Origin of the sequence: Actinacidiphila yeochonensis CN732 (assembly GCF_000745345.1) — a bacterium.
Taxonomy (GTDB): Bacteria; Actinomycetota; Actinomycetes; order Streptomycetales; family Streptomycetaceae; genus Actinacidiphila; species Actinacidiphila yeochonensis.
This window is the reverse complement of sequence record NZ_JQNR01000004.1, coordinates 1,225,130-1,241,992: the sequence shown is the minus strand read 5'-3', so window position 1 is coordinate 1,241,992 and position 16,863 is coordinate 1,225,130. Positions and strand designations below refer to the sequence as shown.

The following is a 16,863-nucleotide window of genomic DNA, read 5'->3' as shown; positions in this document are numbered from 1 at the left end:
GGCCTTTCGGCCGAGAACTCCCGGCGGCGTCCGGACCGCCGACCCGCCGTACCCGGCTCGGCTCCCCGCCGGGCGCCCCGGGTTCCCGGGCCGGAGGCGGCGGGTCAGGATCTGCGGATCGCGGTGGACTCCCGGACGATGAGCCGGTACCCGGGCAGGATGCGGCGTGGGGCGAGCGGCTGCTCGCCGTCGCGGCCGGCGATCCGCTCCACCAGGCACTCGACGGCGAGCGAGGCGATGGCCGCCTTGTCCGGCGAGACGGTGCTCAGCGAGACGGCACCGTAGGAGCCCTCCTCGATGTCGTCGAAGCCGACGACGGCGATGTCCTCGGGGACCCGCAGACCGCGTTCGACGAGGGTGCGCATGGCGCCCAGCGCCATCAGGTCGTTGTAGGCGAAGACGGCGTCCGGCCGCTTGTCGCGGTCCAGCAGCGAGGCCATCGCGGCGGCGCCGTCGGCCCGGTCGTAGCCCTCGGTGGCCACCACCATGGACTCGTCGGGCGCCAGGCCGGCCCCCGCGATGGCCTCCCGCCAGCCGCGCAGCCGCAGGTGGGCGGGTTGCCGGTCGCTCTCCCTGCGGGCGCCGAGGAAGGCGATCCGGCGGCGGCCGAGGTCGAGCAGGTGGCGGACCGCGACCCGGGCCGCGCCCACGTTGTCGATCATGATGTGGTCGAACGGGCCGTCGTACTCGCGCTCGCCGAGCAGCACCATGGGCGGGCCCTCGGTGAAGGCGAGCAGGTCCTCGCGCTCCAGCCGGATGGGGCTGAGGATGAGGCCGTCGATGACGTGGGAGCGGAAGCCCTGCGAGACCAGGACCTCCTTCTCCCGCAGGCCGGCGGTGTGGTCGAGCAGCACGGTCAGGTCGTGCCGGCCGGCCGCGTCGATCACCGCGCCGGCCACCTCCGCGAAGTAGGGGTTGCCCAGTTCGGGGATGGCCAGCGTGATCAGGCCGGTGCGCCCCTTGCGCAGGTGGCGGGCCGTCAGGTTGGGCCGGTAGCCCAGCTCGTCGATGGCGCGCTGGACACGTTCGCGGGTGCGCGGGGTGACGTGCGGGTAGTCGTTGACGACGTTCGAGACGGTCTTGACGGACACGCCGGCGCGCAGCGCGACATCCTTCAGGCTGACGCCCACGGCATTCCTTTCTCAGTGGACCGGCCGAGCGGTCCGGCTCCGTGCCGGCGACCGGGCGGGCACGCCGGGGGCGGCGGCGGGCCTGACGGAAGCGGCGGGTGCGTTGGGTTCCGCGGACGCCCCGCGGCCGGTGCGGTGGTCCGGGGTCACTCCAGCTGCTGGGTGCGGCTGAGCAGGGTCTGCATGAGGACTACCACAGCCAGGAACCCGCCGTTGACGGTGTCGGTGAAGGCGGAGCCGTACTGCGAGAAGTAGTGGTCGATCAGGTTGTGGATGACCGCGAGCAGCAGCACCCCGCAGACGGTGCCGCCGATCGATCCGCTGCCGCCGGTGAGCAGCGTGCCGCCGATCACCACCGAGGCGATGGCGGTCAGTTCGTACCCGACGCCGATGGTGGTGACGCCGGAGCCGAGCCGGGCCCCGCCGAGCGCGCCGGCCGCCGCGGCCAGGGTGCCCGACAGCAGGTAGACCAGCACCTTGGCGCGGGCCACCGGCAGGCCGAGCAGGAGCGCGGCGTTCTCGTTGCCGCCCAGCGCGGTCAGCGTGGCACCGTACCTGGTCCGGTTGAGCAGCAGCGCGCCCAGCGCGAACAGGGCGGCCGTGATCAGGACCGGGGTCCAGGTGCCCTGGCCCAGGGAGCGGAACGCGGAGTGCTGCGGCACCAGGTAGGTGGTGGCGCCCTCGTTGGTGACGGCTTGGAGGAGCCCGCGCAGGCCGAGCAGTCCGACCAGGGTGACGATGAACGGCGCCATCCTGGCGCGGGCCACCATCAGTCCCTGGACGGCGCCCCACGCGGCGCCGACCGCCAGGGGCAGCAGGATCGCCAGCCAGGTTCCGTGGGTGGCACCGTAGGCGCCGAGCACCCCGCCGAGCGCGTACATGGAGCCGACCGACAGGTCGATGCCGCCGGTGATGATCACGAAGGTCATGCCGAGGGCCAGCAGCCACACGAAGGAGTTGTTGCCCAGGATGCTGCTGATGTTGGACCAGGTCGGGAAGGTGGAGGAGGTCGCGGAGGCGATGGCGCAGACCACGACGAGGACGGCGAGCGCGCCGCGCCGCTGGATCTGCCCGGCCAGCCGCTCGCCGAGGGTGGTGGCGGGGGCGCCGGCGACGGCGGCGCGGGCCGGCGCGACGGCCATGGGTGCGGTCATCGGGTACCACGCTCCTGCGAGGCGTACACGGCGAAGGCGATGATGACCGCCTCGACGATCTGGGTGTAGGAGGTGTGCACGTTGTGCTGGGTGAGCACAGCGGTGATCAGCTGCATGAACAGCGCGCCGGCCACCGTGCCGAGCACCCGCACCCGTCCTCCGGACAGCGGGGTGCCGCCGACCACGACGGCGGTGATGGCGTTCAGTTCCATGTTGAGGCCCTGGTTGGCGGGGTCCGCCTCGGCGCCGTGCCCGACGATCAGCACCCCGGCCAGCGCTGCCAGCACCCCGGAGATGACGTAGACGGTGATCAGCACCCGCCGTACCGGCAGGCCGGCGAGCCGGCTGGCCTGGCGGTTGTCGCCGATGGCGACCAGGTGCCGGCCGAAGGTGGTGCGGCGGACCAGCAGGCCGGTCAGCACCGCGCACCCGGCGGCGATCCACGCCATCTCCGGCAGCCCGGCGATGTTGCTGGTGCCGAGGTCGAGCACGCCGGACTGGGTCACGGGCTTGGCGGAGTTGCCGTTGACGATCTCGGCCAGGCCGCGCACGCCGATCATCAGCGAGAGGGTGGCGACGATGGGCTGGATGCGGGCCAGGGCGACCATCGCGCCGCCGAGCGCGCCGGAGGCGGCGCCCAGCAGCAGCCCGACCACCAGCACCGGGCCCAGGCCGTAGCCGGCGTAGAGCGGCACGACGGAGGCGGCCAGCGCGATGACCGCGCCCACCGACAGGTCGATGCCCTCGGTGCCGATCACCAGCGCCATGCCGAGCGCCACCAGCAGGGTGGGGGCGACCTGGAAGAGCTGCACGCGGATGTTGCTCATCTGGACGAAGGACGTGTCCAGTCCGACGGCGACCAGGAAGAGCGCGACCAGGGCGGCGTACACGCCGTAGTCCTGGAGCAGGCGCAGCGCCCTGGCCCGGTCGAGGGCCGGGCGGCCGGCCCAGCTGAGGGTGGTCATCGCTGCTTCTCCTTGGCGGCGGGCGCTACGGCGCCGGGGTCCTTCCCCCCGGCCGCGCCGGGCCGGTCGTCGGGCTCGGCGGTCGGGGTCGCGGGGTCGGGCTCGGCTTTCTCGGGCTCGGCGGGCGCGGGCTCGGGCTCTGCGGGCGCGGGCTCGGGCTCGGCGGGCGGAGCGGCCGCGCCGTCGGGCGGGGCCTGGTCGGCGGCGGCGGGCGCGGTGGCGAGGGCGTCGAGCAGGCCCTCCTCGGTGACCTCTTCACCGGAGAGGTGCCCGACGACCCGGCCGTCCTTGAGGATGACCACCCGGTCGGAGCCCTCGATCAGCTCCTCCAGGTCGGAGGAGATCAGCAGGACGCCCAGGCCCTCGCCGGCGAGTTCGTCGATGAGGCCCTGCACCTCGGCCTTGGCGCCGACGTCGATGCCCCGGGTGGGCTCGTCGAGCAGCAGCACCTTGGGGTTCAGGCACAGCCACCGGGCCAGCAGCACCTTCTGCTGGTTGCCGCCGGAGAGGTCGCCGACCTTCTGGTCCGGGCCGGACGCCTTGATCCGCAGCCGGTCCATGAAGAAGCGGACCACCTCGTCCTGCTTCGCGCGGGAGACGATGCCGCCGCGCGAGAGCCGCGGCAGCGCGGCCAGCGAGATGTTCTCGCGCACCGACAGGTTGGGGATGATGCCCTCCACCTTGCGGTCCTCGGGCAGCATGACGACGCCGGCCCGGATCGACCCGGCCGGGCTGCGGCGGCGCAGCTCGCGCCCCTCCACCTCGACGGTGCCGGACTCGGTGCCCAGCGCGCCGACGATCGCCTTGGCGGTCTCGCTGCGGCCGGCGCCGAGCAGCCCGCCCAGGCCGACCACCTCGCCGGGGTGCACCTCCACCGAGACGTCCCGTACTCGGTGGCGGACCGTCAGGTTCGTCGCGCGCAGGGCGGGTTGGCCGCTCCTCGCATCGCGCCGGCCGGCGTCGAAGGCCGTGGTGCCCTTGTCCCGGACGGCGGCCATCTCGCGGCCGAGCATCAGCGAGACCAGCCTGAGCCGCTCCAGCCGGGCGATGTCGCCGGTGTGCACCACCTCGCCGTCGCGCATGACCGTGACGCGGTCGCAGACGGCGTAGAGCTCGTCGAGCCGGTGGCTGACGTAGACCACCGCGATGCCCTGCTCCTTGAGCCGGCGGATGACGGAGAAGAGGGTCTCGACCTCGCGCGGCTCCAGGGACGAGGTGGGCTCGTCCATGATGACCACGCGGGCGTCGACCTGTACCGCGCGGGCCAGCGCGACCATCTGCTGGGCGCCCAGGCCCAGGGTGCGAAGGGGCCGGGTGACGTCGACGTCGACCCCGAAGCGGCCCAGCACCTCGGTGGCCTCGCGGTTCATCCGGCCGGTGTCGACCAGGCCCAGGCGGCGCGGTTCGCGGCCCAGGTACAGGTTGCGGGCCACCGACATCAGCGGGACGAGGTTGACCTCCTGGTAGATGGTGGAGATCCCGGCCGCCTGGGCCTCCAGCGGGTTGCGGAACTCCCGGGGCCGCCCGGCCAGCCGGACGGTGCCGGCGTCCGGCCGGTACACCCCGGTCATCACCTTGATCAGGGTGGACTTGCCGGCACCGTTCTCGCCGATGAGGGCGTGCACCTCGGCGGGGCGCAGGGTGAAGTCCACGCCGCGCAGGGCGTGCACGCCCGCGAAGCTCTTGCTGACCCCGGCGACCTCCAGGACGGGGTCGCTACCGGGGCCCGGGTCGTTGGGGACCCCGTCTGCCACGTCTGCCACGTGTGTCTCCTCGTACGGGCTGCCGCCGCGGGCCGGCGCCGGCGAGCCGGGGCGCCGGGCCGGGCGGGGGCGGTCGGAGGGGCCGGTGCCGGCCCGTCCGCCGCGGCCCGACCGGCCCGGCGCTGCGGTCAGTAGACCAGGCCCTGGTCGAGGGCCTGCTTGGCGTTGGCCGTGGTGAAGTGGCCGTCCTTGATGATCACCTTGTCCTGGACCCCGGCGGTGCCGTAGAAGTCCTGGAGCGCCTGGAAGGCGAGCGGGCCGAAGCGCGGGTTGGTCTCGATGTCGGCGACGGCCAGGCCGGAGGAGACGTTCTGGACCATCTGCTGGATGCCGTCGATGGAGACGATCTTGACGTCCTTGCCGGGGGTCTTCCCGGCGGACTTGATCGCCTGGATGGCGCCCAGGGCCATCTCGTCGTTCTCGGCGTAGACGGCGTTGATGTCCGAGTGCGCCTGGAGCAGCTGCTCCATCACCTTCTGGCCGTCGGTCTGGTCGAAGTTGCCGGTCTGCGAGGCGACGATCTTGACGTTCGGGTACTTGGCCTTGACCTCGTCCTGGAAGCCCTTGGTCCGGTCGGTGGTGACGTTGTTGCCGGGGGTTCCGGTCAGGATCGCCACGTGGGCGGCCTGGCCGGTGGCGCCGGCGAGGTCGTCGGCGGCGATCTGCGCCTGGCCGTAGAAGTCGGAGCCGATGAAGGCGACGAAGTCCGAGCAGGCGGTGCCGGTGACGGTGCGGTCGATGGTGAGCACCGGGATCTTCTTCGCCTTGGCCTGGGCGAGCGCGGGGCCGAGGCCGTCGGAGTTCTCGGGAGCGACGATGAGCGCCTTGGCGCCCTGCGCGATCATGTCCTCGATCTGCGAGTTCTGGGCGTTGACATCGGCGTTGGCGTTGCGCTCGATGAGCTTGACGCCGAGCGACTTGGCCTGCTGCTCGATGCTCTTGGTCTCGGTGGCCCGGAACGGGTTGCTGGTGGACTCCGACTGCGAGAAGCCGACCACGGTCTTGCCGTCGGTGATGTCGAGCTTCGACACACCGCCGCCGTAGGTCTGGTAGGTGCAGGCGGGACCGGTGGCCGACGCGGTGGGGGTCGCCGTCTGCTGGGCGGCGGCCGTGTTGTCGGAGGCCGCGGCGGTGGCGGTGTCCTTGCCGGAGTCGTTGCCCGAGTTGGTGCAGGCGGTCGCGGTCAGACACAGGCCGGCGGTGAGCACCGCGGCGGTCACGGCCTTGGCCCGGAGGGTGGCGTACATGCGCCGATCACATCCTCGTCGAAACGGTACGGGGCGTGCGGGAGTTCGTGCGGAACTTCGAAGGGGAACCGGCCGGGCTCGGCTTGCGGAGCGACCTGGCCTGAAAGGGTGTTACAACGATGTAGATGGACAGTGGAGTATGACCCCGATCGCTGTCAAGACATTGCTTCGGGATCGCTCGGATCGAGTCCATCTCGCAGCCATCGGAGATGATCTGATGTCACGTCAGAAATAAGTGGAACCCGTCCGACGACGCCGCCACCCACCTCCTGGGCGAGTTGAATGCACGCCAAACCCGCAGTTCGCGATGGGTGTTGGCGGTAGCAGACAGCACCGGGAGAGGCCGGTAACACCACGGAAACCTCTGTCGACGCGGGGGTGGACATGCCATCCGGGGCTGTGCTGTCATCTTCGTGCTCCGCTTTACATCGTTGTAGTACAGCTCCCGCCGACGTGGGCCGCGCGGCAACCACCGCACGCTCTCCCGTGCCACCGCGCCGCGATCCGCACGGCCCACCTCCGAGGCGATCTCGCAGGCGCCCGCCCCGCCGTGCGCCGCTCCGCCCCGCCCTTCCGCTCTTCGCAGCGGCTCCTGGAGGAGTACCGATGACTGACAGGAACGCCCACGCCGATCTGCCCGAGGCCGCCCCGGCCGAGGCGCCCGCCGCCGGCGCCCCGGACGGCGGCTTCAGCCGCCGCGGCCTGATCCGCTGGGGCGGCGCGGCCGGCCTCGCCGCGGCCGGCACCGGGCTGCTGCCGGGCGTCGCGCAGGCCGCGACCGCCGACGCGCACGGCGACGAAGCCACCGCGGCGGCGGCCACCGCGGCGACGCCGGACTTCGACCCGCTGCGACCGCCGTCCGTGCCGCTGGTGGTGCGCTCGCCCTACCTGAGCACGTGGGTGGGCGCCGACAGTCCGACCGGCCACTGGCCGACCTTCTGGACCGGCCGCATCACCGCGTTCACCGGCATCCTGCGGGTGGACGGCACCGACTTCCTCTTCCTCGGCGCACCCAACGTGCCCGACCACCCGCTGCCGCGCGGCGCGGTGCAGCACTCGCTGACCATCACCGCCACCCGGACCCGGTTCGAGTTCGACGCCGGCGGCGTGCGGCTGACGCTGACCTTCCACTCCCCGGTGGAGCCGGGCGACCTGCGGCGCCAGTCGCTGCCGCTGTCGTACGTGATCTCCGAGGTGCGGTCGCTGGACGGGAAGGCGCACACCGCCTCGCTGTACTTCGACATCTCCGGCGAGTGGGCCTCCGGTGACTCCGGGACGAAGATCGGGTGGGCGCACGACGAGGTGTCCGGGCCGTCCGGAACGAGCCTGACAACGCTGTCATTCGCCCCGGACTCCCCTGGTGTCCTCAAGGAGAACGGCGACATGGCCTCCTGGGGCACCGTCGTCTTCAGTGCCACCAAGCGCTCCGGGCTGACCTGGCAGATCGGCGCCGACGCCGCGGTGCGCACCGCGGCGCTGGCCGACGGCAAGCTCGGCAACACCGCCGAGACGAACATGCCGCGCGCCATCAGCGACTCCTGGCCGGTCTTCGCCTTCCACTTCGACCTGGGCACCGTGCGCGGCACCACCACCCAGGCGGTGCTGTCCATCGGCCACGTCCGCGAGCCTGCCGTCAGCTACCTGGGCGAGCAGCTGCCGCCGCTGTGGCGCACGTACTTCACCGACTGGCAGGACGCGGCCGGCTTCTTCCACGCCGACGTCGCCGCCGCGGCCAGGCGGGCCGACGCCCTGGACGAGAAGGTGCGCAAGGAGGCCACCGCGGCCGGCGGCCCGAAGTACGCGGCGCTGTGCGCGCTGGCGCTGCGCCAGGCGTACGCCGGCACCGAGCTGGTCAGCCGCAACGGCAAGCCGTGGGCGTTCCTGAAGGAGATCTCCTCCGACGGCAACGTGTCCTCGACCGACGTGACGTACCCGGGCATCCCGGCGTTCGTCTACCTCGACCCGGAGTACCTCGGGCTGCTGCTCCAGCCGATGCTGGACTACCCCGAGAACGGCGGCTGGCCCAAGGAATTCGCCCAGCACGACCTGGGCTCCAGCTACCCCAACGCCAGCGGCCACAACGACGGCAACGAGGAGGACATGCCGGTCGAGGAGTCGGCCAACATGATCATCATGACGGCCGCCTACCTGTCCCGGACCGGCTCCTCCGAGGCCCGCGCCTTCGCCACCGCCCACTACGCGATCCTCAAGCAGTGGGCCGACTACCTGGTGGGCAACGCCCTCGACCCGGGCCTGCAGAACCAGACGGACGACTTCACCGGCTGGATCGCCCACAGCGCCAACCTGGCCCTCAAGGGCATCCTGGCGATCGGCGCCATGGCCCGCGTCGCGGAGCTGGCCGGGAACACCGCGGACGCCTCGCGGTACACGTCCACCGCGAAGAGCTACATCAGCCAGTGGGTGGCCAAGGCGCAGGACACCTCCGGCGACCACCTCAAGCTCGCCTACGACCAGCCGGGCACCTGGAGTCTGAAGTACAACGGCTACCCGGACGCGCTGCTGGACCTGGGCCTGGTGCCCAAGGCGGTCGCGCAGAAGGAGGCCGACTGGTACCTGACCCAGGCCAACCAGTACGGCATCCCGCTGGACCCGCGGCACAGCTACACCAAGGGCGACTGGGAGATGTGGACGGCCGCCTGGCTGAAGGGCCACCCGGTCAGCGAGTACCTCGTCAGCGCGCTGTACGACTTCGCGCACACCACGTCGACCCGGGTGCCGTTCACCGACTGGTACGACACCGTCGCCGACAACCAGAGCGGCGGCTTCCAGAACCGCCCGGTGATCGGCGGCATCTTCGCCCTGCTGAGCCTGCGCAAGTAGCCGCACGACGAGGCGGCCCCGCCCGGGGAGCGCCGGACGCCGGCCGCCGGCCGGCCTGGTCCGGCCCGCCCCGACGGGCCCGTCGGGGAGCCCGCCGCCCGGCCGGCGCTCCCGGCCGGCCCCGCCCGCGGGCCGGCCGCCGGACGGGCGGCGCGCCGACGGGTGCCGGCGGTGGTGCCTCCGCCGCCGGCACCTGGCCTGCCCGGCACCACCCCGCGTCACCCGCGCTCTCCCCCGTCTGCTCCCGTCTGCTCCCGTCTGCTCCCGTCTGCTCCCTCCTGACGCGCCACCGCCCTCCCCCCGGCCGTGCCATCCCGCCGGGCGCGAGAAAGGACCTCCTCCGTATGGCCCGCCCCGTGGAACGCCGTACCTTCCTCGCCCGCTCGCTGGCCGTCGCCGGCGGGACCGCCCTGGCCGGCGCCGCCGGCTCCCTGCCCGCGCACGCCGCCGCCCCGCGCGGCCGGGTCCAGCCGGCCGGCCCCACCGACCGCCCCCACTACACCGCCAACCGCGCCCCGCTCCAGCGCGAGGCGTTCCTGCGGCTGCCGCCGGGCAGCACCACCGCCAAGGGCTGGCTCGGCACCCAGCTGAAGCTCCAACTGGGCGGCCTCAACGGACGGATGTCCGAGATCTCCGACTACCTCGCCGCGGACAGCGGCTGGGCGGTCCCCGCCAACACCGGCTGGGAGGAGCTGCCGTACTGGCTGCGCGGCTTCGGCGACCTCGGGTACGTCACCGGAGACGGCGCCACCCTGGAGCTGACGCGGACCTGGATGGACCGCATCCTGGCCACCCGCCAGCCCGACGGCTTCTTCGGCCCCACCTCGCTGCGCACCTCGCTGAACGGCAACGCCGACTACTGGCCGTTCATGCCGGTGCTCGACGCGATGCGCACCTGGCACGAGTTCAGCGGCGACGGCCGGGTGCTGGACGCGCTCACCGGATGGCTGCGCTTCCTCACCACGCTGCCGCCGGCGCAGTTCGGGCAGGGCTGGGGCTCGACGCGGGTCGGCGACACCATCGACACGGCGTACTGGCTGTACAACCGCACCGGCGACGCGTTCCTGCTGGACCTGGTGCGCACCCTGCACGCCAACAGCGCCGACTACGTCACCTCCGTGCCGACCTGGCACAACGTCAACCTCGCGCAGGGCTTCCGGGAGCCGGCGCAGTACGGGGTGCTGGCCGGCGACCCGAAGTTCCTGGCCGCCACCGACCGGGTGTACGCCACGGTGATGGGGACCTACGGGCAGTTCCCGGGCGGCGGGTTCGCGGGCGACGAGAACGTCCGGTTCGGGTTCCACGACCCGCGGCAGGGCTTCGAGACCTGCGGCGTGGTGGAGTTCATGCACAGCCACGAGCTGCTGACCCGGATCACCGGCGACGCGGTGTGGGCCGACCGCTGCGAGGAGCTGGCCCTCAACACCCTCCCGGCGGCGTTCGACCCGCTCCAGAAGGGCACCCACTACGTCACCTCCGCCAACAGCGTGCAGCTGGACAACGTGCCCAAGTCGCACGGGCAGTTCAACAACTCCTTCGCGATGCAGGCGTACATGCCCGGCCTCACGCAGTACCGCTGCTGCCCGCACAACTACGGCATGGGCTGGCCGTACTACGCCGAGGAGATGTGGCTGGCCAGCCCCGACGGGGGGCTGTGCGCGTCGCTGTACGCGGAGTCGGAGGTACGGGCCACGGTGGGCCCCGGCGCCGGCACGCAGGTGCGGTTCACCGAGCACACCGACTACCCCTTCGACGAGACCGTCACCCTGGTGCTGGACGCGCCGCGCCCGGTCGACTTCCCGCTGTACCTGCGGGTGCCCGGCTGGTGCGAGCGGCCGTCGGTCCTGCTGGGCGGGCGCCCGGTCGAGGCCCGGCGCAGCGGCGGCTACCTGGTGCTGGACCGCACCTGGCACCCGCGCGACACCGTCGAGCTGAGGCTGCCGATGACCACGGCGGTACGCTCCTGGGGCGTCAACGGGGAGGCGGTGTCGGTGGCGCACGGGCCGCTGGAGTACTCGTTGCAGATCGAGGAGGAGTGGACCCGGTTCGCCGGCACGGACGACTGGCCGGAGTACGAGGTGCGGGCCGGCTCGCCGTGGAACTACGCGCTGGAGCTGGACTCGCGCGACCCGGCCGGCTCGCTGGTCCTGGAGCGCACCCGGGCGCGGGGCGACAACCCCTTCACCCACGAGGGCACCCCGGTGCGGATGCGCGCCAAGGGGCGCCGGGTGGCGGCCTGGCAGACCGACGACCAGGACGTCGTGGCACCGCTCCAGCCCTCGCCGGCCCGCACCGGCGAGACGCTCGAAGCGCTCACCCTCATCCCGTCGGCGGCGGCGCGGCTGCGTGTCACCGCCTTCCCCACCACCGGCTCGGGCTCGAAGGCGGTGGAGTGGGCCGCCTGCACCGCCTCGTTCAGCGGCGTGGACAGCCCGCAGGCGCTGCTGATGAACGGTCAGAGCGCGCAGCCCACCGACTCCTACGACCAGTCCCTGCCGCGCTTCACCTGGTGGGGCCACACCGGTACCGAGGAGTGGGTGGCCTACACCTACGCCGAGCCGTCGCGGGTGAGCGCGGTGTCGGTGTACTGGTACGACGACACCGGCCACGGCGCGTGCCGGGTCCCGGCCTCGTGGGTGCTGGAGTACCAGGACGCGTCGGGCGCCTGGCAGCCGGTCGGCGGCGAACCCGTCTACGGCACGGCCGCCGACACCTTCAACCGGGTGGCGTTCGAGCCGGTGACGACCAAGGGCCTGCGGGTCCGGGTGGAGCTGCAGGCCGGCGTCTCCGGCGGCCTGCTGGCCTGGCGGGTGGAGAGGTAACGGGCCACCACGCCAGGTCATACGGGGTCCGGTTCGCCGGCGGTACGAGGGTGCCGCCGGCGGACCGGACCTTGCGTGCGTGCGCGGGTCCGGCTCCCGCCGCGCACCGCACCGCACCGCGCGCGGGGCGCACCGGGCGCCCCGCGGCGTCGACCGCACAGCGCGACCGCACAGGGCGGCTCGGACCTGGCCGGGCCGCCGACCCGCTTTCGAGGTGGAGGAACACACGGCCATGCGAAGCACTGTCAGAGGGCTCTTCGGGCCCCGCACCGCGGCACCACCCTTCCCGCCGGGCCAGACCGGCGGGCTTCCCGCCCCGCTCCAGCGCCGCCGTTCCGGCGCGGCGCGCCGCCGCACCGCCGCCGCGGTCGCGCTGAGCACGGCGGCGCTGGCGCTGGTCGGCACCGGCGGCTCCCCCGCGCACGCCGCCGCCCACGCCCGTCCCCACACGGTGACCTCGGGTGACGCGCGCTTCGAGGTGCTCTCCCCGACGCTGGTGCGCACCGAGTACGCGGGCGACGGGAAGTTCACCGACGCGGCGACGTTCAACGCCATCGGCCGGGACGGCTTCGCCAGCACCCCGTACACCACGTCGACCTCCGGCGGCTGGCTGACCATCAGGACCAGCAAGCTGACGCTGCGGTACCGCACCGGCTCGGGCCCGTTCACCGCGAAGAACCTGTCGGTGGCGCTCACCGCCGGCCAGGCGCCGGTCACCGCGGCCCCGTGGAACCCGCTGACCTGTACGACCGGGCAGCTGTGCGAGGCGGAGAGCCTGCCGTACTCGGGGCTGGGCGTGGCCTCGGACCACACCGGCGCCACCGGCACCGGCTTCCTGGCCGGGTTCCAGTCGTCCGGCAACGGCGTGACCGCGCCCGTGGACGTGGCCCAGGCCGGCGGGTACGAGTTCGCCTTCCGGTACGCCAACGCGCTGGGCGGGGACGGCAAGAACACCACCCGCACCCTGTCGGTGGTGGTGGACGGCGGCGCCCCGCAGAGCGTGACGCTGCCGGTGACCGCGGACTGGAACACCTGGAGCACCGCCCGGGTCCCGCTGAACCTGACGGCCGGGCAGCACCGCGTGGCGCTGACCCGCGCCGCGGCGGACTCCGGCAACGTCAACGTGGACAGCGTGGCGCTGCTGGCGCCCGGCGCGGCCTACCCGGCCGTGTCGGCGACGGCGGTGCGCGACTGCGCCTTCGGCACGTCCTGCGAGGCCGAGGACGGGCTGGCCTCGGGTTCGGCGAAGACGGCCACGAACCACCAGGGGTACTCCGGCGGCGGCTTCCTCGCCGAGCTGAACCAGGGCGCGGGGCTGACCGAGCACGTCACCGGCGTGCCGGCCGACGGCACGTACACGCTCAGCCTGCGGTACGCCAACGGTGTCGGCGGCGACAACCTGCACCAGACGCGCACGGCCACCGTCACGGCGGGCGGCACCACCAGCACGGTGAGCCTGCCGGCGACCACCGACTGGGACACCTGGAGCACCGCGTCGGTGCCGGTCAGGCTCTCCGCGGGCGATGACACGGTCACCCTGGGCTGCCCGGACGCGACCAGCTGCCACGTCAACGCCGACACCGTCGCCGTCGCCCCGGCCGCGGCCGCCGCGCCGCAGCCGCACCTGGCGCTGGGCGGCTACCGACGCGGCCTGGACGGCGTCAACGGCGACAACGGGAACCCGCAGACCACCCCGGGCCTGCTGTACGAGGACGGCTGGTACCTGCTGGACGACACCTCCTCGGCGCTGTACGACACGGCGACCGGGAAGACCTCGCCCCGCCCCGGCCACGGCTCGGGCGCCTACCAGGACGGCTACCTCTTCGGCTACGGCCACGACTACGAGCAGGGCCTGTCGGACCTGGCGACCCTGACCGGGCCGTCGGAGCTGCTGCCCCGGTGGGCGTACGGCGTGTGGTACTCCGAGTACATGGACCGCACGGCGGCCGACTACGAGGACACCATCCTGCCGAAGTTCCGCGCCGACGGCGTGCCGCTGGACGTGCTGGTCACCGACACCGACTTCAAGTCCCCCGACACGTGGGACGGGTGGGAGATGGACTCGTCCAAGTTCCCGGACCCGAAGGCGTTCTACGACTGGGCGCAGAGCCAGGGCCTGCACAACACGCTGAACATCCACTCCAGCATCAAGAGCGACGACCCGCAGTTCGCCGCCGCCGAGGCCACCGCCAAGGGCAAGCTGACGAAGGACTCGTGCAGCGGCAGCGTGTGCACGTACACCTTCGACTTCGGCGACCCGGACCAGCTGAAGGCGTACATGGACCTGCACCAGGACATGGAGCAGGCCGGCGCGGACTTCTGGTGGCTGGACTGGTGCTGCGACAACTCCGACTCCTCGCTCCAGGGCGTGACACCGGACGCGTGGATCAACCAGCAGTACGCCTCGGACGCGGACAAGAACGTCGGGCGCGGCTTCGTGCTGTCGCGGGCGTTCGGCTCGCTCCAGTCGGGCGGCTACAGCAGCCCGACGGGCGTGGCGACCGGTCCGTGGGCGGACAAGCGCACCACCGTGCACTTCACGGGTGACACCTCCTCCAGCTGGGGCACGCTCAAGATGGAGGTCGGCTACACGCCCGGCGAGTCCGCGTCCACCGGTCTGTCGGCGGTCAGCCACGACATCGGCGGCTTCAACGACACGACGGGGCTGGCCGGTTCGGAGACCAACAGCGACGGCCAGCAGACCAAGAAGCTGCCGGACGACCTGTACGCGCGCTGGGTGCAGCTGGGCACCTTCCAGCCGATCGACCGCCTGCACGGCAACCACAGCGACCGGCTGCCGTGGCAGTACGGCACGGCGGCGAAGGACTCGGCGGAGAAGTTCCTCAACCTCCGCGAGGACCTGGTGCCCTACACCTACACGCTCTCGGAGCAGGCGCAGCAGACCGGCGTGCCGGTGGTGCGGCCGACGTACCTGGAGTACCCGGAGGAGACGCAGGCGTACGCCACCTCCGGCAGCGAGTACCTGTACGGGTCGGACATGCTGGTCGCCCCGGTGACCACGCCGGGCAGCACCGCCACCACCTCGGTGTGGTTCCCGCCGGGCAGCCAGTGGACCGACTGGTTCACCGGCAGGACCTACCAGGGCGGCACCACGCAGGACGTGACGACGACCCTGGACACGATGCCGGTGTTCGTGAAGGCCGGCGCCGTGGTGCCGACCCGGACCGGGAACGTCGCGAACGACGACCAGAGCAGCCTGGCCAAGGCCACGCTGACCGTCTCCCCCGGCGCGTCCGGCTCGTTCAGCCTCTACGAGGACGACGGCACCCACGCGGCCCGGCACGCCACCACCACGGTCCACACCGTGCACGCGGGCTCCACCACCACGGTGCGGATCGACCCGACGAAGGGCTCCTACGCCGGGCAGCCGGCGACCCGGACCTGGACGGTGTCGTTCCTGGGCGCCAAGGCCCCGCAGACGGTGACGGCGGCGGGACAGCGGCTCTCGCCGCACGCCTGGAGCTACGACGCCGCCTCCGGGCGGCTGACGGTGACCCTGCCGCCGCACAGCGTCCACACGGCGCTGACGGTGACCCTGCGCTGAGCCCGTACGACGGAGAGGGGGCGCGGCCCCCGGCGCGGCCGATGTGCCGGGCCGGGGCCGCGCCCTTCCGTCGGTCCCCGCGGGCCGCCCGGCCGGTCCCGGCGGGGTTTCAGCGCCGGTGTCGCGGATAGGCGACCGGGGAGAGGGTGTGCGTGCCGCGGTCCCGACCGAAGGAAGCGGCGTCTATGGAATCCGCCGGTGCCGGCCCGCCGATGGGCGTGGAGGAGGAGTACGTCCTGCTCGGCCCGGGCGGCCTGCCGGAGCCGGGGTCCGCGCGGGTCCGGGCGGTCGCGGAGCGGGAGCCGGCACTGGCGCGCGGCGAGGTCGACAGCGAGCTCCTCCAGGCGCAGGTCGAGGTCGCCACACCGGTGTGCGCGGGCCTTGACGAGGTCGCGGCGCACCTGGCGCGGCTGCGGCGCGGGGTGGTCGCCGCCGCCGGCCCCGGCTGCCGGGTGGCGTCGACCGGGAGCGCTCCGTTCGCGCCGGACGAGGCGGTCCCGGTGACCCCCGACCGGCGCTACCGCGAGATGCGGACGGCCGCGGCCCGGCTGGTCGACGAGCAGCTGATCAACGGCATGCACGTGCACGTCGCCGTGCCGGACCGGGCGGCCGGCGCGTCCTGCCTGGGCCGGCTGCGCCGGTGGCTGCCGGTGCTGATCGCGCTCGGAGCGAACTCCCCGTTCTGGGCGGGCCGGGACACCGGCTTCGCGAGCTGGCGCACCATCGTGTTCGGCCGCTGGCCGGCCGGCGGCAGCCCGCCCTTCACCGCCGGCGCCGAGGACTACGAGCGGCAGGTCGGCGAGCTGCTGGCCACCGGTGTGGTGGCCGACCGCAAGCAGCTCTACTGGCACGCCCGGCTGTCGGAGACGTACCCGACCCTGGAGATCCGCGCGCCCGACGTCCAGCTCGACGTGCGCAGCGCCGTGACGCTGGCCGGGCTCGCCCGCGGCCTGGTGGTGACCGCGCTCGGCGAGGTGGAGCGCGCCGTCCCGGTCCGCGACCCGGCGGACGCCGTGCTGCGCGCCGCGGGCTGGCGGGCCGCCCGGCACGGGCTGGCCGATGTCCTGGTCGACCCGCGGGGCGGGACGCCGGCGCCGGCACGCGAGGTCGTCGGCGCCCTGCTGGAGCACGTCGCCCCGGCCCTGCGGGCCCAGGGGGACCTGGAGCGCGTCACCGCGGGCGTCGGCGAGCTGCTCGACGGCGGCGCCGGCGCCGACCGCCAGCGCGCGAGCGTGTCCGCCGGCGGTGTGGACGGGCTGCTCGACCTGATCGCTCCGCCACCGCCCCGGGACCCCGCCGCGTCACGCCGGGGAGCGGCGCGGCGGCCGCCGCCGGGGTACCCCGCCGGCGGCGGCTGACGGCTCGGCCGGTGCGCG

The 16,863-nt window shown here is 73.4% G+C and carries 9 protein-coding genes; 4 read left to right on the top strand and 5 right to left on the bottom strand.

The window, feature by feature from the left end:
* Nucleotides 1-104: 104 nt before the first annotated feature.
* From BS72_RS11765 to BS72_RS11745, 5 genes are all read right to left on the bottom strand, one after another.
* Entirely contained in the window at nucleotides 105-1,130 is a 1,026-nt protein-coding gene (locus BS72_RS11765) for a LacI family DNA-binding transcriptional regulator (RefSeq protein WP_037909205.1), read from the bottom strand.
* A gap of 146 nt (nucleotides 1,131-1,276) precedes the next feature.
* The gene (locus tag BS72_RS11760; protein WP_037909203.1) at nucleotides 1,277-2,284 is read right to left on the bottom strand and encodes an ABC transporter permease; all 1,008 of its coding nucleotides are present in this window, start codon (nucleotides 2,282-2,284) and stop codon (nucleotides 1,277-1,279) included.
* Nucleotides 2,281-3,249: an ABC transporter permease gene (locus tag BS72_RS11755; RefSeq protein WP_037909202.1), complete on the bottom strand. Its 969-nt coding sequence runs from the start codon at nucleotides 3,247-3,249 to the stop codon at nucleotides 2,281-2,283. Before BS72_RS11755 ends, BS72_RS11760 begins: the two co-directional genes overlap by 4 nt.
* A complete protein-coding gene (locus BS72_RS11750) occupies nucleotides 3,246-5,012 on the bottom strand; it encodes a sugar ABC transporter ATP-binding protein (RefSeq protein ID WP_051950952.1) in 1,767 nt (588 codons plus the stop codon). Before BS72_RS11750 ends, BS72_RS11755 begins: the two co-directional genes overlap by 4 nt.
* 128 nt (nucleotides 5,013-5,140) lie before the next feature.
* Nucleotides 5,141-6,259, bottom strand: a complete 1,119-nt coding sequence (locus BS72_RS11745; RefSeq protein WP_037909201.1) for an ABC transporter substrate-binding protein — start codon at nucleotides 6,257-6,259, stop codon at nucleotides 5,141-5,143.
* Nucleotides 6,260-6,865: 606 nt separating this feature from the next.
* Here BS72_RS11745 and BS72_RS11740 point away from each other — a divergent pair.
* The 4 genes from BS72_RS11740 (at nucleotide 6,866) to BS72_RS11725 (ending at nucleotide 16,845) form a co-directional block, all read left to right on the top strand.
* Nucleotides 6,866-9,100 carry a glutaminase family protein gene (locus BS72_RS11740; RefSeq protein ID WP_078901245.1) on the top strand — a complete coding sequence of 745 codons (2,235 nt, stop codon included), beginning with the start codon at nucleotides 6,866-6,868 and terminating at the stop codon, nucleotides 9,098-9,100.
* 344 nt (nucleotides 9,101-9,444) lie between these two features.
* A complete protein-coding gene (locus tag BS72_RS11735; RefSeq protein WP_232792341.1) occupies nucleotides 9,445-11,922 on the top strand; it encodes a beta-L-arabinofuranosidase domain-containing protein in 2,478 nt (825 codons plus the stop codon).
* Nucleotides 11,923-12,154: 232 nt separating this feature from the next.
* Complete coding sequence (locus tag BS72_RS11730) at nucleotides 12,155-15,487, top strand: TIM-barrel domain-containing protein (protein WP_107498737.1); 3,333 nt, start codon at nucleotides 12,155-12,157, stop codon at nucleotides 15,485-15,487.
* A gap of 185 nt (nucleotides 15,488-15,672) precedes the next feature.
* Entirely contained in the window at nucleotides 15,673-16,845 is a 1,173-nt protein-coding gene (locus BS72_RS11725) for a carboxylate-amine ligase (protein ID WP_063836033.1), read from the top strand.
* Nucleotides 16,846-16,863: the final 18 nt, after the last annotated feature.